20 protein-coding genes are annotated in these 17537 nt (G+C 58.7%); 11 read left to right on the top strand and 9 right to left on the bottom strand.

Features of this window, described 5'->3' with window-relative positions; translation table 11 throughout:
• Positions 1–179: 179 nt before the first annotated feature.
• Positions 180–833: a DUF4956 domain-containing protein gene (locus tag CQ017_RS09915; protein WP_105553558.1), complete on the top strand. Its 654-nt coding sequence runs from the start codon at positions 180–182 to the stop codon at positions 831–833.
• The gene (locus CQ017_RS09910; RefSeq protein WP_105553557.1) at positions 830–1669 is read left to right on the top strand and encodes a polyphosphate polymerase domain-containing protein; all 840 of its coding nucleotides are present in this window, start codon (positions 830–832) and stop codon (positions 1667–1669) included. Before CQ017_RS09915 ends, CQ017_RS09910 begins: the two co-directional genes overlap by 4 nt.
• A gap of 63 nt (positions 1670–1732) precedes the next feature.
• On the opposite strand, the gene CQ017_RS09905 is transcribed toward CQ017_RS09910, so the two are convergent.
• The 4 genes from CQ017_RS09905 to CQ017_RS09890 all read right to left on the bottom strand — a co-directional run bounded on the left by CQ017_RS09905 (position 1733) and on the right by CQ017_RS09890 (position 4944).
• Positions 1733–2401, bottom strand: coding sequence for a response regulator transcription factor (locus CQ017_RS09905; RefSeq protein ID WP_105553556.1), 669 nt, complete (start codon positions 2399–2401; stop codon positions 1733–1735).
• Positions 2398–3792 (bottom strand): cell wall metabolism sensor histidine kinase WalK, encoded by a 1395-nt coding sequence (locus tag CQ017_RS09900; RefSeq protein WP_105553679.1) that lies wholly within the window; start codon positions 3790–3792, stop codon positions 2398–2400. Before CQ017_RS09900 ends, CQ017_RS09905 begins: the two co-directional genes overlap by 4 nt.
• A gap of 37 nt (positions 3793–3829) precedes the next feature.
• Complete coding sequence (locus CQ017_RS09895; protein WP_105553555.1) at positions 3830–4264, bottom strand: hypothetical protein; 435 nt, start codon at positions 4262–4264, stop codon at positions 3830–3832.
• Positions 4265–4458: 194 nt separating this feature from the next.
• On the bottom strand, positions 4459–4944 hold the full coding sequence (locus CQ017_RS09890; protein ID WP_105553554.1) for an Lrp/AsnC family transcriptional regulator: 486 nt from the start codon (positions 4942–4944) through the stop codon (positions 4459–4461).
• 106 nt (positions 4945–5050) lie between these two features.
• Here CQ017_RS09890 and kynU point away from each other — a divergent pair, with 106 nt between their 5' ends.
• The 3 genes from kynU (at position 5051) to CQ017_RS09875 (ending at position 8522) form a co-directional block, all read left to right on the top strand.
• On the top strand, positions 5051–6331 hold the full coding sequence (gene kynU / locus CQ017_RS09885) for a kynureninase (protein WP_105553553.1): 1281 nt from the start codon (positions 5051–5053) through the stop codon (positions 6329–6331).
• A gap of 122 nt (positions 6332–6453) precedes the next feature.
• Positions 6454–7833 (top strand): amino acid permease, encoded by a 1380-nt coding sequence (locus CQ017_RS09880; RefSeq protein ID WP_258133573.1) that lies wholly within the window; start codon positions 6454–6456, stop codon positions 7831–7833.
• Between the two features lie 65 nt (positions 7834–7898).
• Positions 7899–8522 (top strand): thymidine kinase, encoded by a 624-nt coding sequence (locus CQ017_RS09875; protein ID WP_096285761.1) that lies wholly within the window; start codon positions 7899–7901, stop codon positions 8520–8522.
• Between the two features lie 15 nt (positions 8523–8537).
• Here CQ017_RS09875 and CQ017_RS09870 read toward each other — a convergent pair whose 3' ends face one another.
• Both CQ017_RS09870 and CQ017_RS09865 read right to left on the bottom strand, forming a co-directional pair.
• Positions 8538–9077, bottom strand: a complete 540-nt coding sequence (locus CQ017_RS09870; RefSeq protein WP_096285759.1) for a TetR family transcriptional regulator — start codon at positions 9075–9077, stop codon at positions 8538–8540.
• Between the two features lie 61 nt (positions 9078–9138).
• Entirely contained in the window at positions 9139–9702 is a 564-nt protein-coding gene (locus tag CQ017_RS09865; RefSeq protein ID WP_105553552.1) for a small multidrug efflux protein, read from the bottom strand.
• A 146-nt stretch (positions 9703–9848) separates the two neighbouring features.
• Here CQ017_RS09865 and CQ017_RS09860 point away from each other — a divergent pair, with 146 nt between their 5' ends.
• Genes CQ017_RS09860 through CQ017_RS09850 form a run of 3 tightly spaced genes read left to right on the top strand, consistent with a single transcriptional unit; the run spans position 9849 to position 12021 of the window.
• Positions 9849–11066 carry a sensor histidine kinase gene (locus CQ017_RS09860; RefSeq protein ID WP_105553551.1) on the top strand — a complete coding sequence of 406 codons (1218 nt, stop codon included), beginning with the start codon at positions 9849–9851 and terminating at the stop codon, positions 11064–11066.
• Positions 11066–11671, top strand: a complete 606-nt coding sequence (locus CQ017_RS09855) for a response regulator transcription factor (protein ID WP_096286021.1) — start codon at positions 11066–11068, stop codon at positions 11669–11671. The genes CQ017_RS09860 and CQ017_RS09855 overlap by 1 nt, the downstream gene beginning before the upstream one ends.
• 14 nt (positions 11672–11685) lie before the next feature.
• A complete protein-coding gene (locus CQ017_RS09850) occupies positions 11686–12021 on the top strand; it encodes a hypothetical protein (RefSeq protein WP_096285753.1) in 336 nt (111 codons plus the stop codon).
• A gap of 28 nt (positions 12022–12049) precedes the next feature.
• On the opposite strand, the gene CQ017_RS09845 is transcribed toward CQ017_RS09850, so the two are convergent.
• Entirely contained in the window at positions 12050–12853 is an 804-nt protein-coding gene (locus tag CQ017_RS09845) for a MerR family transcriptional regulator (protein WP_105553550.1), read from the bottom strand.
• 177 nt (positions 12854–13030) lie between these two features.
• Here CQ017_RS09845 and CQ017_RS09840 point away from each other — a divergent pair, with 177 nt between their 5' ends.
• From CQ017_RS09840 to CQ017_RS18115, 3 genes are all read left to right on the top strand, one after another.
• Complete coding sequence (locus CQ017_RS09840) at positions 13031–13684, top strand: Pr6Pr family membrane protein (protein WP_105553549.1); 654 nt, start codon at positions 13031–13033, stop codon at positions 13682–13684.
• A gap of 155 nt (positions 13685–13839) precedes the next feature.
• Positions 13840–15129 (top strand): adenylosuccinate synthase, encoded by a 1290-nt coding sequence (locus CQ017_RS09835; RefSeq protein ID WP_105553548.1) that lies wholly within the window; start codon positions 13840–13842, stop codon positions 15127–15129.
• A 38-nt stretch (positions 15130–15167) separates the two neighbouring features.
• Positions 15168–15527 (top strand): NUDIX domain-containing protein, encoded by a 360-nt coding sequence (locus CQ017_RS18115; protein WP_181150530.1) that lies wholly within the window; start codon positions 15168–15170, stop codon positions 15525–15527.
• On the opposite strand, the gene CQ017_RS09825 is transcribed toward CQ017_RS18115, so the two are convergent.
• Positions 15508–16794: a HipA domain-containing protein gene (locus tag CQ017_RS09825; RefSeq protein WP_105553547.1), complete on the bottom strand. Its 1287-nt coding sequence runs from the start codon at positions 16792–16794 to the stop codon at positions 15508–15510. The genes CQ017_RS18115 and CQ017_RS09825 overlap by 20 nt on opposite strands.
• 1 nt (position 16795) lies before the next feature.
• The gene (locus CQ017_RS09820) at positions 16796–17077 is read right to left on the bottom strand and encodes a helix-turn-helix domain-containing protein (RefSeq protein WP_096285740.1); all 282 of its coding nucleotides are present in this window, start codon (positions 17075–17077) and stop codon (positions 16796–16798) included.
• Positions 17078–17537 lie beyond the last annotated feature (460 nt).

Below are 17537 nucleotides of genomic sequence, written 5' to 3'. Positions count from 1 at the left end.
AAGATTCTCTGTTTGACTTGTGCTTTACAGAAGTATTTGGAGAGGAAGAACAGAAAAGTATCCCCACTGGATGAAAATGAGACCGTTCTCATCAAGTTCTACTTTAAGACTCATCTTGTTAACCTAGAGTTCAAGTTAGTGAACGAATCATCACCTTATTTCAGTGAAGGGAATCCACCATGCTGTCATTTTGGCTGGCGCTAGCTTCGAACATTGTCGGTATTACGGTCCTCGTCTACTTCGTGTATTTCCGCCGTCATTTCCGGCGAGATTTGGTTTTGGCCTATATCGCCTTGAGCATGGGTATTTTCGCCGTGACTATGCTGCTTTCCGGTAGCGGCGCAGGCATGGGCCTAGGCCTTGGCCTCTTCGGCATTCTGTCGATCATTCGACTGCGTTCGGATACCTTGACCCAAGAAGAGGTCGCTTACTACTTCATTTCTCTAGCGATTGGCCTGGTCAACGGCCTTCATCCGGATCCGGCCTGGTTGGCGCCGGCAGCCACCGGCGCCCTGGTGCTGGTCATGTTCCTCGCCGACCACCCGCGCTTTGCGCCACGTACCGATCGCCAGACGGTGACCTTAGAGAAGGCCTACCCGCAGAAGCCTGAATTGGTGGCAGCGCTTGAAGAACTGCTCGATGCGAAGGTGCTGCGCACCGTTGTAGTTGAGCTCGACATGGTTCGCGATCTGACCATCGTAGATGTACGTTTCCGCACGAATCAGGCCAGCAAGCCGAGCACCAAAACCGACGACTTCTCGGGAACCTATGAACTGGCCAATACGCTGCCGGCCTCGGGGAACAGCGTCAAGCAGGAGTCGTGGTCCAAATGACCACCGAGGCGAGGACCTTCTCCTGCGCACGTGAAGCCATCGAAGCGGCGGTCGATGGCCGCTCGCCGATAGGGTTAGCGGAAGTCATTTCGGAAGCTGCGTTGCAGACACGCGTGGATCGCAAATTTCTGCTCACTCCAGATGAATTTACCGCTCTCTCCGAGCGTCTGGGGGAGCAATTCAAAATCATGGAGATCGACGGACTTCGCACCTTCCGCTATGAATCCGTGTACTTCGACACCGAGGACTTTGAGCAGTACCGAGCTCACCGCCAGGGCCGACGCCGGCGCTATAAGGTCCGCTCGCGGACCTACGCGGACACCGGACTGTCGATGTTCGAGATCAAAACCAAGGGACTTCGCGGATCCACCGTGAAACACCGCGTGGAACAAGATCCGCGGTTGGCTGGCGAGCTGACCGCTGAGAACGCCGAGTTCCTCGAACAAGTGCTGGCCACCGAGTATGGAGAGGAGGTGCCGGACTTGGCGCCAGTGCTCGATAGCTCCTATGTTCGTGCGACCTTCGTGAACCCCATCGACGGTGAACGAGTAACCTGCGATGTGGAATTGGCCTACGCCAATGGCGAGCAGCAGATCGCCGGACCAGATCTGATCGTCGTGGAAACCAAATCTGCCGACGGACGTGGAGCTTCAGACCGAGCGCTTGCCGATTTGGGCATCCGCGAGGTCAGCATGTCGAAGTACTGCATAGGCATCGCTTTATTGCATCCGGAACTGCCTGCTAACCGCTGGAGCCGTTTGTTGGAACAGCGCTTTGGCGCACGGCGTCGTACGGTGTCCTATCCGGCAAGACGCCGGCCAGCGGTACGCAGCTAAACAGCAAAGTGTGCCGACCTGGGAGATGATCGCTTATACGAGAACCCCCAAGGGTTTTGCGCGCTAGCGCGTGGCGGCCAGCCGGTATCCAACTCCGCGCACGGTTTCAAAGCGTTCCCCGCCGAGTTTGTTGCGCAGGTAGCGCACGTAGACGTCCACCACATTCGAGCCCGGATCAAAGTCGTAGCCCCAAACACGAGATAGCAGCTGCTCGCGGCTGAGCACCTGGCCTGGATTACGCAAGAACGCCTCGGCTAGGGCGAATTCTCGGGCGGACAACTCGATTTCCTTATCCGCGATGCTGACCCGGCGGCGCAATAAATCCATTTCCAGGTCGTCGTGGTTCAGTACCGAGTATTCGCTGGCGCTGTCTTCGGTACGCAGGCGCAAGCGCACCCGAGCTAGCAGCTCGTCAAAATGGAATGGTTTTGCCATGTAGTCATCGGCGCCGTTCTGCAAGCCGGTGACGGTGTCTTCCACGCTGCCTCGCGCGGTAAGAATGATCACTGGTGTTTCGATCTGCGCTGCACGCATCCGCCGCAGCACCGAGAAGCCATCTTCATCAGGCAGCCCGAGGTCCAAGATGATCAGTTCATAGTCGCCGTCGAGGGCCAGATCGAAGCCATCGCGCCCGGTCCCTGCAACAGCTGAAGTCAGCCCCGCGGCGCGTAGGCCTTTGGCGATAAATGAACTGATGCGAGGTTCGTCTTCAACGATCAGGATTCGACTCATGCTTCGGTACCTCGTGTAGTTAGTGGGATATCGATATAGAACGTGGAGCCCTTATTCGGTTCGGAATCCACCCAGACACGGCCGCCGTGGGCGGTGGCTATTGCAGAGACAATATTGAGGCCCAGCCCAGATCCATCTGCGCGTACCGAATTCTTGCCTCGACCGAAGCGCTCGAAAATGCGGTCGATGTCATCGGGCTGGATGCCGACGCCGGTATCCGAGACCCACCAGCGCAATAAGGTATCCCCGTGGCCGTCTCGAAGCACTTCGTTGCCCAACCCGATTCGAGTTCCGTCCGTGGAAAACTTCACGGCATTGGCGCAGAGCTGCAGCATAGCTTGGGTTATGCGCGTTTGGTCCAGGTTAACCGTGGATTCGGAACGATAATCCACTCTCCAGTGGCGATCGCCCAGACCCCTGGCTTTGTCCAGAATGTCATCCAATAGCGTGCCAACCTCGGTTGGCTGAGGCTGGATGAAGTCTGCTCGATTTGATTTAGCCAACATGACAAGATCATTGATGAGCAGGCTCATGCGCCCCATTTCATCCAGCGCTATTTCTTTGCTCTGCTGCACATCTTCCGGGTCGTGCGTGTCCATGAGCTCGAGGTGGCCGCTGACGATTGTGACCGGGGTGCGCAGTTCATGCCCGACATCGTCGAGCAGCTGCCGCTGTGACTTCAGCGCACCTTCCAAGCGGTCAAGCATTTCGTTAATGGTCACAGTCAGCTCGGCGAATTCATCATTCCCGGTGACTTCGATTCGCCGCGAGAGGTCGCTTTCCGAGATTTGATGCGCGGTAGTCTGCAGCCTGCGTATCGGCTCCAGGGTCCGATTCACCACCAGCCACGAGGCACCGGCCGCAAGCGCCATAACCAAGACCCCAACTGCAGAGAAAATAGCAAAATTTCGGTCATCGGCGCGTGCTTCTCCGAGGTAGTCATAGGCGAGCACAAATGCGCTGAAACTTGGATCTTCTGGAAGCTGCACCGGGACGATAACCGCCCGATATGTGGTCATCTCCGTCTTGACGGTCCCCAAATGGATGTGGCTGTCGGTTTTGCTCCGTTCGGCCCAAGCCAGAAATTCTGGGTCGTCCTCCAGCCGTAGCTGGACGACATCCGGTGCGGTCCATTGAACCTCGCCTCCGGCCAGGCCGAGCATTCCCTGATGCCGTGAGGGCAACGTGCGCTGCATGGCCGTGTACAGCAGGTCCTCGGCCTTTTCGAAGTGCTGCAAGGTGCGCGGATCCACGCCAGTTTCGGCGAGTACGCCGAACTCCTGCACGGTACGCGACAACGAGTCATCGAGCCGCTCATTGAGCTCGTGGCGTTGTACCGCGTAACTCGCGGCGCCGGCTACGAGCAATGCCAAGCCAACGACCAATAGCATGCCGGTGAGCACTCGTGCGCGAATAGACCATGAGCGCCTAGTCGTCATCGTCGTCTAGCTCGTCATCGTCGTCATAATCGTCATCATAGTCGTCGTCATCGTCGTAGGTGTTCGCCGAGGGTGGCAGCGGGACCACCGGCTTCTTGGTCGGTTTTGGCTTCACCGTGGGCTGCTTTGTCGGCTTTGCCTTGGGCGTTTCCGTGACGGTGCTTTTACTTGGAGCAGCGCTCTTCGTAGGTTCCTCGCTTATAGATGGCGATGGAGAAGGCGAGGGAGTCTCGGAGGAGGTAAAAGTCGGGGAGTTGGGCACCTCGCTGGTGGGTGAGGTGCGATCTTCGTTAATGATGAAGCCGTTGCCCAGATCCTTGTCCATTGGGTCTGCGATGACCTGCCGAATACCTAGAAATCCCAAGAGCACTACGACGATCACGATGATCGAGAGCGCGAGGCGGCGCAACGTTTCCAATCCCATGCAACCCATTGTCTCTGAGCCAGATTAGACCAAGATGAGAAGTGGCCTAAGTCGCCACGAAAAATTGATCGCGAGGAAGGGCTCTGGTGTCACCGATGTTGCAGACAGCATGCTCTGACGCGTGGGCGCCGCGCGTTGAACAATTATCGGGTTCGACTTAAATTCTAGATTCTGATGTTCCATGCAGCTCGGGGTCAGTGCAGGTGTTCGAAAATGATGTTCGTTTGCGTGGATGAAAACGCGTTATTGGCGCCCAAGTGGCTCGCAACGAACGTGCGCAACTCATCGATTGAACGGGTGGCCACGCGGACCAGCAGATCCGGAGTGCCACCAAGGACAAATACGTCACGGACCTGTGGCAGGTCAGCTAGGTTCTTTGCTGCATGGAGCATCCGGTCGCGGGCTTGTGCGGCTACGACCACGGAGATCATGGCATGGACCGTGACCCCGAGGAGTTTTTCATTGATTCTTGCGTGGTATCCCTCAATGATGCCGCGGGTCCGCAACGCCTTGACTCTGCCAAGGCACGTGGAGGGGGCAAGGCCCACGCGTTGGGCCAATATATTGTTGGCCAACCGCGCATCCTTGTGCAGCTCGACGAGAATCGCAAGATCGGTTTCATCCACCTGAACGGAATTCGACTGGGCAGATCCAGAGCTGGCCCATGCTGAACCTGACACGGAATATTCTCCTAGTTCTTTGCGAAAGTTCGAAAGTTAAACAAATCTTCCACTGTTGATTCTACGATGAATGCAAAGGTGAGTTCTCAGAGAAAGCGAACAAAGTATGAGCACAGTGGTCAGTCGAGAAAAGTTGGAGCTATTGGACCGTCAGGATGCGCTAGCCTCCTTCAAGGATCGGTTCCTGCTGCCCGACGGGGTGCTGTACCTGGACGGAAATTCGCTGGGCCCGCTTCCGGCCGGGGCAGCCGAGCGTGCTGCAGAGGTGGTGAATGTCGAGTGGGGACAAGGGTTGATCCGTTCGTGGAACAGCGCCGGATGGTTTGAGATGCCCACTCGGTTGGGTGACAAACTCGGATCCTTGCTTGGTGCCAACCCAGGCGAGACTGTGGTTACCGATACCACCAGCCTGAACCTCTTCAAGGCCTTGGCTTCGGCGCTTCGCATCCAGCAGGTCGATGGCCCGGGCCGCCGTGTGATCATCACCGAACGCGACAATTTCCCCACCGACATCTACATTGCCGAAGGTCTCGCCGAGTTGCTGAACTCGGTCGGTGCAGAAACCGGCATTCGCTACGAAGTGAAATTGATCGACAACGAAACCGAGCTGCGTGCCGCATTGGGCGAGGACACCGCGGTCCTCTCGCTGTCGCACGTTAACTATCGCACCGGCTCCATGTGGGACATGGCGGGGATAACCGAAGCGGTCCACGAAGCGGGGGGACTGGCAATTTGGGATCTGGCGCATGCTGCCGGTGCCGTTCCCGTAGATCTAAACGCCGCAAAGGCCGACTACGCGGTTGGGTGCACCTACAAATACCTCAACGGCGGCCCGGGATCTCCGGCTTTCATCTGGGTCAACGCCCGGCATCAGGACCGCTTCTGGCAACCGCTCACGGGATGGTGGTCCCACCAGGCGCCCTTCGAAATGGCGGAGCAGTACACCCCGGCAAATGATGTACGCCGATTCATGTGCGGCACCCAGCCGGTAACGTCCATGGCGATGATCGAGGTGGGCCTGGATATCGCAGTGGAAGCCGAGATGGAATTGGTCCGGGCGAAGTCCTTGGAACTCACCGACCTATTCATCGAACTTGTCGAGACCCGGTGTGCCGGACACGGGCTCGAGCTGATTACCCCTCGTGAGCATGGGCAGCGCGGAAGCCATGTGAGTTTCCATCATCCGAACGGCTACGAGATCATTGCGGCGTTGATCGAACGCGGCGTGATTGGTGACTACCGGGAGCCTGCGGTGCTGCGCTTTGGAATCACGCCGCTGTATCTGAGCCGTACGGATATCTGGGATGCGGTGGAGATCTTGCGTGAAGTTCTGCACACAGGCCACTGGCAACGCGAAGAGTTTGCCGTGCGAAATGCCGTGACATAGCAGGAATACTAGCCACTGGCGCCCAGCGGCTCCCAAAACCGCACGGCCGAGGCGATAGTACGCTTGAACGCAGCGAGGCAGCTGGTGCCTCGCTGCGTTTTCTTTGAGGGGTGCTGCGCAACGTGGGAACTGAACCTGCGAACAATGTACCGGGTGGCTTGGGACTGAAAAAGTCGCTTACCACGGCCCAGATGACCATGATCGCCCTCGGCGGGGCGATTGGCACCGGCCTATTCATGGGCAGCAAGCTTGGCATCCTGCTGGCCGGTCCATCGGTGATCATCAGCTACATTATTGGTGGCATCATCGCCCTACTGGTGATGGGCGCGCTTTCGGAAATGACTGTGCATCAACCTGTGGCAGGGTCGTTCGGTGTGTACGCGGAGAAATACCTTGGACACTTCGCCGGGTACCTGACCAAGTACCTTTATTGGTCCGCGTTGGTCTTCGCGGTGGGAACCGAAGTCAGCGTGGTGGGGGAGTACATGCAGTACTGGTTCCCCGATATTCCCGGATTGTTCTGGGTGGTCGTCTTCTCTCTGGCACTTCTCGCGGTGAACATGTCCAGCGTGAAGTTCTTTGGAACCACCGAATATTGGTTCTCCGCGATCAAGGTCTTCGCGATCGTCGCCTTCATTATTATCGCCGCATGGCTGGTATTCCATGACCCAAATGACCAGTTTGGCATCGCCAACTACAGCGCTGAATCAGGGTTCTTCGCCAACGGCATCTGGGGCACTTGGAATGCGGTGATCGTCGCAATTTTCTCTTATATGGGCATCGAAGCGATCTCCATTGCAGCTGCGGAATCACGCAATCCGCAGATCGCGGTGCGCAAGGCCTTCAAGACGACGTTCCTGCGCCTGTTGCTGTTCTATGTGTTCACCATGGGGCTGATCCTCGCGATCGCACCAACCAGCGAACTGGTCAACGGCGGTTCTCCCTTCGTGACCGTGATGAGCCTGATGGGTGTTCCCTTCGCCGACTCGGTGCTGAACTTCGTGTTGATCGTCGCCGCCCTTTCAGCCATGAACGCGCAGCTGTACGCGGCGACTCGCATGCTCAACTCCTTGGCGGATTCCGGCCATGCTCCATCTCTCGCACGAAAGCTCAACGTGAAGGGTTCGCCCATCCACGCGGTCTGGATGTCTGCTGGCGGGATTGCGGTGGCTGCGCTGGTCTACGGGCTTGTCCCGGATGGAGGCCTGGGCATCATGATCTCGCTAGCGACTTTTGGTGCCATCGCCACCTGGTTCATGATCCTCTTAACTCACCTAGCCTTCCGTCGACACATCGGCAAAGAACAAATCCGTCTGGACTTCAGGCTGCCGGGGTATCCGACCGCCTCGTTGCTCGGCGCGATTCTCCTCGCGGGCTTGCTGGCCACCTCGTATTTCACCGAACAGTTCAGCTACACGCTGGTCTTCGGCATTCCGTTTGTGGTCGTGATGTCGCTGCTCTATAAGTTGGTTTTTGCCCGCCGTGCCAAAGTCCGGGCCTAGAACAAAAGCCAACTAAACTCGTAGGAGGTCTGCGCGGTGCAGGCCAGAACTTTGAAGGGGCAACTGTGGCCAAGCTGTATTTCCGATACGGGGCAATGAACTCGGGCAAATCAACGAGCTTATTGCAGGCCGCCTTCAACTATGAGGAACGCGGTCAGCGTATCTTGCTGGCGAAGCCGGGCGTCGACACCAAGGGGGAGGCCTCGATCGTTTCCCGTTTGGGTATTGAACGCGAGGTCGACTTCGTCATCAGCCCCCGAGGCGATGTGCGTCAGCAGTTCGCTGCGATCGCTTCCGGCGAGGACCCTGAAGCCTTGCTCACCCATGTTGATTCGCCTCCGGTCGCTTGCCTGCTTGTCGACGAGGCGCAGTTCTTGACGCGTGAGCAGATCGATGACCTGCTGCGCATTGCCGTGTTGGACAATGTCCCGGTCCTTGCCTATGGGATCCGCACGGACTTTAGAACTCACGCTTTCCCAGGCTCTGCGCGATTAATGGAGCTGGCGCACTCGTTGGAAGAGCTGAAGACCATCTGCCGTTGCGGACGCAAGGCAATGTTTAACACTCGTAGAGTGGGGAACCAGGTTGTTTTTGACGGCGACCAAGTGGCTATCGACGGGGAAGATGTCTGGTACGAGTCACTGTGTGCCTCGTGCTACCTAGAGGTTTCCGGCGGGCGACTGAGCTAGGTCTTTCTAGTGGGGTTAGCCGCGTGGGAAAAGACCAGAAACTGCGCGCTGAAGTCCCCAATCAAAACCGTCACTTTGTGGCGCATCAACGTCCAATTGCACAAGGTTTTGACGGTAAGCCACCGAACCCAAAATGTGGTTGAGCAGTAGCTGCTGACCAAAGCGGGCATCCTCTGTGGACAAACCAGCAGAGTGAAGCAAGTCGCGTAGCTGCAGAACCGGATTGAGCTGCTCAACTTGCAATGCGCTGGCTACTTCGATCACCTCTGGGCTGTCCTGGATGGGAAGCAGAGCCAAGTACAGCTTGCGGCATAGCTGCAAAACAGCGTCGGCGGGTGTTGCAAAATTTTCTGGGATGACACGTAGCTGCTCGGTGTTCAATAATTTTGCGGCAACGGCAGCTAGTAGCTCTTGTTTGTTCTTCACATGCCAGTACAGCGCGCCAACCTGAACTTCGAGTTCTTTGGCTAAACGCCGCATGGAAAGGTCAGCTAACCCGAACTGTTGCAGGATATCGACCGCGGTATCCACGACGGTCAGCTGAGTTAGTGCCATGCCTTCTAGTCTAGACGTAGTGACATCGGCTACCCGTGTGCACTGACCTGGCCGGGTTTTCCTAGGCTGCGACGTTGACTACGCTGGCAATGAAAATGGACAGCACGGTGGTCCAGCCGACGATTGCGACTGCCTGCCAGATGAGGATGCGTGCCTTGTTGATGCCGACGGCAGCGAGCATGGTGGCGGTGAAGTGCGTTGGCAGCAGCAGTGGGCCGAGCAAGCTCACCCCTGGCACGCCGTAGCGTTCGAATGCGCGCTGGAATTTCATGCGGCGGTTGGCTTTGCGTTCGCTGTCCTCGGCTACCGGCGCAATGCTTTCGTGGAGCTGTGCGTCTTCGGTGCGGTTGGCACCATTTACTGCGACAGGTTCTTTGGCTCGTTTGCGGTTGACCAGTGCGGTGCGGGCACCGGAACCCAGTAGCACTAGCAACGCCACACAGATGAAGTTGCCGATGATGGCGGCGATGGCGGCGGCCACCGGGTTAATTCCACCAAGTATGCCGATGGTTGCCGCACCTTCGCCTTCGATGAAGGGCACTGCGCCGGCGAGGGCGACGATCAGTGGCTGTACGATTTCTGGAACTTGGGAGATGAGGTTCTGGAAGGATTCGATGAGGTTCATTATTGTTCCTGTCGTGGGTCACTGGATGTGTGTGTAATACAATTTCATCGCGTTTTCGGTGCCACGGTAAGTGTCTAAATGTCACTTGTGACAGGGAGCTTTGCATGTATGGGCGATGACAAATGTCATCCCCGTATACTGAAGAAATGAGTGCTCTTTTACCTGCCGATCCGACTGAGAACTTTGGCCCCGGATCGATTGGTTCGCGCAGGCTGAGTACGGGAATCACCGCCACTTGGTGGTACACGGTGGCCGCCTTGTTGATGTTTCAGCTCACGATCCTGCTCTTATGGGTCGGCGCGCTGGCCAACCTGGACAAGGGCACTGCTTCCATGGCCATCATGTCGATTGGGGGACTGGTGTGGTGCGCCGCGACGATTCCCTTGCTGATGCAATACCGGCGCCGAGATGAAACTGCCGGAGCCGCAGCGCAATGGCGCAGCATCCTGCTTCCACTACTCATCAGCGCGGTATTTGCGCTGGTGGCGGGTCTGAGCAGCGGGCTTTGGGTGGTGGGCGCGTTGCCCATCGTGCAATCGCTGATGTTGCTCAACTGGCCTCGCGGCGTGCGCATGCGCTTGGTCATCACCACGCTGGTATTACTTGGAGGCCTGTGGTTTATCGACCTGCCAGCGGTGTCCTCCGCCAAGGGGGACAGCTGGTGGACACTGGGAATCGCGACCATTGTGTTGCCAGCGATGACCGTCAGCTCACTGTGGTGGTGGGACGTGCTTGCCACACTTGACCGCGCCCGGGCGGCGGAATCACGGTTGGGGGCCACCCAAGAGCGGCTGCGGGTTGCGACCGACGTACATGACCTGCAGGGCCATCACCTGCAGGTGATCGCGTTGCAGCTCGAACTCTCCGAACGGCTGCTGGCGCGTGACCCGCAGGCGGCGCTGCAACAGCTGCGGCTGGCCAGGTCAAGCGTTGCCGAAGCCCAGCAGGGCACCCGAGATCTGGCCATGCGCTTCCGTGGTGTTCCGCTGCGCGACGAGATCGATAATGCGGTTGACCTGCTCAGGGCTGCCGGAACTTCGGTGAATGCCGTGGTGTCTGCCGAGGCAAACTCGGCACCCGCCGCCACTCTCGGGCCGATCATTCGTGAAACGACAACCAACGTGCTCCGTCACGGCGGCGGGAAGCGCGCACAGCTGTCGTTGAGGCGCGAGGAAGACCAATGGCGCTACGAGATCACTAATGATGTTGCAGCAGCTGCCAAGGATGGTGCGGATGGATCGGGGCTGCAGGGGATCAGCCGCCGGGTGGCCGAAGCCGCTGGCTCGGTTCAGGTGCAACGTGGAAAACATGAGTTCACGGTCGTAGTGCTGGTGCCGGCGATGAGTCCTAAGGAAGAGCAATGATGATCCGAGTATTAATCGCAGATGATGAGGCAATGATTCGTTCGGCGGTGGCGGCCCTGTTGTCTTTAGAGGACGACATCGAAGTGGTTGCCGAATGCGCCGACGGTGCGCAGGCTGTTGTTATGGCAGAGAAACTAAAGCCAGATATCTGCCTGCTCGATTTGGAAATGCCAGAACTTGACGGCGTCCAGGTGGCCGACCGGCTGAGCGGTACGTTGGCCGCGACCCGCTGTGTTGTGGTGACCAGGCATGCCGGCCCCGGGGTGTTGCGCAGGGCCCTGGCATCCGGCGTCGCCGGATTCCTCCCGAAGTCGCGAAGCGCCAACGAGGTGGCCGAGGTCATCCGCCGCGTCGCGGCAGGCGCACGCTACGTCGACCCCGAGGTTGCCGCCGATGCGCTAAGCGAGGAGCGCAGCCCGTTGACCGAGCGGGAACTGGACGTGTTGCGCGCGGGCCGGCGTGGAGAATCCACGAGCCAGATCGCCAGGGCACTCGGCCTTGCCCCCGGAACCGTGCGCAATTACATCTCTGCGATTCTGGCTAAGTTGAATGTTGCTACCCGCCAGCAAGCGGTGTTGCTGGCCGAAGAGCGTGGCTGGATCTGAGACATATACTCGAAGTGACGCTGTTCGCGCTGTCCGGGGCGGTTGCCTTATTTGGACAGTCGCTGTTCGCAGATGTTTCGGCACTGTTCTTGCAGCTAGTCATAACGTTGGCCTATCGGCTGAGCGTGGGAGTCTTTATCCAGACGCAGGCCCGGGACGTAGCGCGAATATACCGCAGAAATACCATGATTCTTGTGGTTGCCAGCGTGCTGAGCGTTTTTGAACCACTGAAATTTGCGGTGGCTTTGCTTCTGATGCTCGGTGCGCTGTTGATCGCGCAGCGTGCCTGGCGTTACGGCCATCCGGAAATGGAAGATAATGATGTCCCGCGGCCCCTGCAATGGATCTGAGCTCGCAGCAGAAGCCCCCGGTGAAACATTAGCGGTTTGCATCGGTGACCGGCTGTTGAAGCTCGGTCACCCAATCGGTCTGGTCTTCGGACTCTGCGCGCACATAAAGTTCGCGGCACGGGCCGGCTGGAACGAGCCCACGGGCAAGCACTTCGCCATGCACCGCTTGCCAGCTCTCATGGATTCGATCCATGGGGCCGAGGTGAATCCCGCAAATCGCCTCGGGTACTTCCTCAAGCTCAATGATCTCAAATTCATCGCTTGGCGGGGCATCGCTGAGGTACCCGGCTATCACGTCCACGCCGTTTTCGGTCCCGGTGTACTGCGCAATCGGGGTGGTCAGCGAAGCCCCTCGAAGTGCGCCTGCGACCTGGTCAAATAACGGGCCGAGGGATCCGGCAATTTCGGGTTGTTCGCTAACGGAAAACCGGCCGGCCGCTAGACGCACCGCAGGCAGGGGTTTGTGGATTATCTCGATGTGAGACATGAGTTTCTCCTTGGTGATGAGGTCAAGACGCCGGGCGACATCTCGCAGCCGCGAGGTCGCCAACCGGTGTTCCGCTTCGACTTCGGCTTGCCGCACGCGCAGCAGGGCCGCAATGCGGTCGACATCTACTCCCTGATCCAAAATCAGCGAGATATCTTCCAAGCCAAAACCAAGCTGCCGCAGCGCAACGATCCGGTGCAGGCGTTCTAGCTGCGCCGGATCATACGAGCGATAGCCACTGAACTCGTCCACGTCGGCGGGCACAAGCAGCCCGGCGGTGTCCCAATGCCGAAGCATCCGGTGAGTCACCTGACCGATCTGCGCAAACGCTCCAATGGATAACATGCTTTAAGTTCTCCGCCCTGACACCGTGTGAGAGTCAAGCCCTCGGTTGGTTCTGGGGCTATTGTTGCACCGTAACGGGTGCCATTGGCGATTCCTGGGTCCGGTAATTTTCCGGAATGTACAGGTCGCTTAGCTAGAGCCATTGGATACTGCAGCGCTAGGCGATAATCTTCGAAGGTGAAGACGCCTCAAAAAACCGTGCGCTATCTCAACCTCGCTCGAATCCTCTGGGCGCTGGTCACCCTGGGCGCTATTTTGGCCACTTATGCGGACACCGCGTCGCGAGGCCCGGTGCAAGCGATGAATTTCTTTGGCTACTTCACGATCCAGTCGAACCTGATCGTGGTAGGCGTCGGGCTCGTCGCCGGGGCGATGGGCCTAGCCAAGGGCGCCGCGGTACCACGCTGGGTTGTGGGCCTTCGGGCCTTGGCCAGTATGTGCATGGTGGCCGTCGGGCTGATCTATATCACCTTGCTGGCGCCCTTGGGAGCTGCCGGCGGGGTGCCGCTGCCGTGGGCGAATTGGGTGATGCATATTCTCGGCCCAATCCTGGTTCTGGCCGATCTGCTCTTGGCTAAGGATCGGAAGGCCTTGCCCTACAAGACGGTACCGGTGCTCCTGCTTTACCCGCTGCTCTGGACCGGGGTGGTGCTGGTTCGCGGGGCCGTCGATGGGTGGGTCCCCTATCCCTTCCTCGACCCGGATCAGGGATACGGAGTCATCGGCTTGTACGTTGTTTCCATTGCCGTGGCCTTCGCGGGAATAGCCTTTCTCGTCGTCGCATATGGCCGACGGGGACGACACCGTGACGCTGAGCTCGAGATTCCCTAATCGTTTCGGTAAACTTTGGTCGTAAGAGCCCCTAACTCTTACATTGAGCCCATTGGGCCAAGTGAGAAGTACAGGGGCATATTTTTTGCCCGGCACCGTGCCGGGACGGCGTGAAGAGCGCCGTAACCGCTGCTTTATGCAAGGGGGAGGATCCCATGCCAGCAATCGTGATCGTCGGAGCCCAGTGGGGCGATGAAGGCAAAGGCAAGGCTACCGATTTGCTCGGTGGGCACGTCGACTATGTAGTCAAGCCAAACGGCGGCAACAATGCCGGGCACACCGTGGTCGTCGGCGGTGAGAAGTACGAGCTCAAGCTCCTTCCAGCCGGCATCCTGTCGCCAAATGCCACTCCGATCATCGGCAACGGTTGCGTGGTGAACCTCGAAGCGCTCTTCGAAGAAATCGATGGCCTCGAAGCCCGCGGCGCCGATACCTCGAAGCTGCGCGTTTCGGCCAACGCCCATCTGGTGGCTCCATACCACCAGACCATGGACAAGGTCACCGAGCGCTTCCTGGGCAAGCGTGCCATTGGCACCACCGGCCGCGGCATCGGCCCCGCCTACATGGACAAGGTTGGACGCCTCGGCATCCGCGTGCAGGACGTCTTCGACGAGTCGATCCTGCGCCAGAAGGTCGAAGGCGCACTGCGCCAGAAGAACGAACTGCTGGTGAAGATCTACAACCGGCGCACCGTGATCGTCGAGGACATCGTGTCGTACTTCCTGTCCTATGCCGATCGCCTGCGCCCGTTGATGATCGATTCCACCTTCGAGCTGAACAACGCGCTGGACGAGGGCAAGGTGGTGCTCATGGAGGGCGGCCAGGCCACCTTCCTGGACGTTGACCACGGCACCTACCCGTTTGTCACCTCCTCGAACCCCACCGCAGGCGGCGCCTCGGTCGGTTCGGGCATCGGCCCGACCCGCATCAGCCGTTCGATCGGCATCATCAAGGCCTACACCACCCGCGTGGGCGCAGGCCCTTTCCCCACCGAGCTGTTCGACGAGATGGGGATCTACCTGCAGACCACCGGCGGCGAATTCGGTGTGAACACCGGTCGCCCGCGCCGTTGCGGCTGGTACGACGCGGTGCTTGCCCGTCACGCCTCGCGCGTAAACGGTTTCACCGATTACTTCGTGACCAAGTTGGATGTGCTCACCAACATTGAGGAGATTCCGGTCTGCGTGGCCTATGACGTTGACGGAGTGCGCCACGACGAGATGCCGATGACGCAGACCGAGTTCCACCACGCGAAGCCGATCTTCGAATACTTCCCGGGCTGGACCGAGGACATCTCCGAGGCGCGGAGCATGGAAGATTTGCCAGAGAATGCGCGCAACTACATCCTGGCCCTGGAGAAGATCAGCGGCACGCGGATCTCCGCCATCGGCGTGGGTCCGGACCGCGATCAGACCATCGTGCGCCACGATCTGCTTAAGGATTAATTCCTAGACATTTGGGAGCCGTCGCAGTTCATTGATTGATGAACTGCGACGGCTCTTTTTTCGTGCGCTCGAACCTAAGACGTGTTGGTAGTGGGATTCAGTCACCCCAAGATGAAGTTCTAGGATTGGATGGCGGGCATGGTGGTTTCTCCGAACATGCACACCCAGCCCGTGGGTGGATCAAGAAGAAACTCGAATTCCAGAACAGATTACTGTCAGCGGGCATTACCGGGCACGAGGCCGGGCAGGTTCTGGCAGTCCGCAAACGAGGTACGGCAACTTTCATGGTCCCGGGTGGCAAGCCTGAACCAGGCGAGTCTCCTCTCGATGCGGGCGTGCGCGAAGTGAGTGGGGAACTGGGGGCCAGCTCCCTTTTCGCTAGGCACTTGGCGGAGTGAGCCGGCCGATGCGTTTTCTGGTGTCATCGGCAACGTCGAGGATCATGGGGGTGAACCAGCCTTCTGCGCGCGATTGCTCGATGAGCGCCGGGAGCGCATCAAGCATCTCTCCCAGGACGGTACGGATCTGCCTGGCGGCAATTTTCGAAGGGACACCCCAGGAGGCCGCTTCATCCATCAGATGCCTTCCATTGACCTCGTCGATGTGCGCACCGGCGCCTACGTGCAGGGACAGCTCGCGGTCGGCGTGCGCCCATGCGGCGGTGGGGACCACATCGTAGGCCGGCGCCAGTCGCACGGTTCCGTGGTCGATGGTCAACCCGATGTTCCGGGCGTGCATGTCGCAGTTCCCCAAGGCCAGATTCACGGTCAGGTATTTGAGCAGCAGTTCTCGCTCTTGCGGAGGATTTGAAGCGTTGTCGGTGAGGACCTGGGCGATTAGCTTCAGCGTGGGGGAGTTCTCTGCGGGTTTCTGGTACTTCTGCTTCATGCCGAGCGCTTGGCAGAAGTCCTCCTGGTGGATGCGCCGCACCGGTTTGGATTGGGCGTCGCGGTCGTAGCGTTCAACCAGGATTGCTTTGCGGCCTTGGACGGTGATGGCTTCGGCGGCGGCGGCGATTTGGCGTTTGGAGCGGCTCAGGCGCACGGAAGCTTCGACCAGTCTCAGGCCGAACAGTTCCAGCTCGGCGATGGACGGCCATTGTTCGGTGCCGTCTTCATTCAGCCGCGCGGGTTTGAGGATGTGGGTGGTGGGACTGCCGTCCAGGGGCATGCCGATGCGGGGTCCGTCGCGGACTACGAGCAGCTTGCCTTGGAGTCCTCCCAGGCTCACCCGGATGGAGCTGTCGATGCCGATGCCCAGGGGTGCTGTGGGCAGGCTGGCGATGGCCGTGGCCAGTTCCTCGTCGGTGGTCCAGAGGATTTCGTGCGGTTCGTTGTTGGGTTCTTCGCCCAGGGGGAGCACCTGGACGGCGCCGGCGCAGTCCTTGCCGTAGGCGCCGAGCATCATGAAGGTATCATCATGCGGGATTCTCGCCTTGTCGGCGAGCATTTTGCGGACGTCGTCTTCTGGCAGCAGACCGTCCAGGAAGTGGACGCATTCGACCCAGGCGTAGGGTTCTTCCCGGATGGGTAGCTTGGTGGACAGCAGTGCGCTGCTGTTTTGGGCTTCGGGGGTGTACTGCAGGGATATGGTGCCGAAGCCGTGATCGGTGATGGTGGCCGTGTGCACTCCGTCGAACCATAGTGCCAGTTGCGGGTCTGCCACGTCAGCTCCTCTTGACTCGGTGGTGGATGCTGCGGGCGTTGCGGGCCATGCTGTTGCGGATGGCGTTGGTTTCGCCGGAGTGGCGCGGGGCGATGAGCAGATCCAGGCCGAGGAGGGACATGATTTCGAGCAGGATGTTGGCGTTGCCGAGCTTGCCGTTTTCGATCGCGCTGATGGTGTTGCGGGAGATGCCGAGCTGGTCGGCGACGTCCTCTTGGCTCAGTCCGAGGTCGATGCGCTGTTTGCGCAAGGTGCTTCCTATGGCTTTGGGGTCGTTTCGCATGCGCCCGCCTTTCTCTTAAAGCCCATTTTATCGTGAATTAACCCCAATGACATCATAATGTACTGATTTTTGCGCTTTAGTAGGTCGGTGGCTTTAATGAGCAGAATCTTGTGCATTAGTGCGTGGTGAGCATTAACGCCCAGAAGTTTGGTCTTTAATCGCTGCGCGCCGCTAAAGACCAAAAAACTGCGCATTACCGCTAAGGTGCCACAAGGCCAGCACCACCAGCAAGCTGATCATCATGCTCGGCCTAGGGCAGCTGCCGCACCTACTATTTCAGGTGATGAAAATATGAGCATTAACGACAGATCGGAAATAAAGGGTTTCAATTTGGCGGGAGCGATAAAGATGCCGAGATTCCAACGCTGCAAAACTGCCGTTTCCAAGTTCCCGTACGGCAAAGACGCGTCCTGCTGAATTGTGAACTCATAATTTCATGGCCCTCCCGGATTCCTGCGCA

Origin of the sequence: Arthrobacter sp. MYb224 (assembly GCF_002975455.1) — a bacterium.
In the GTDB taxonomy this organism is placed as follows: Bacteria; Actinomycetota; Actinomycetes; order Actinomycetales; family Micrococcaceae; genus Glutamicibacter.
This window is presented reverse-complemented; position numbering and strand designations above follow the sequence as displayed.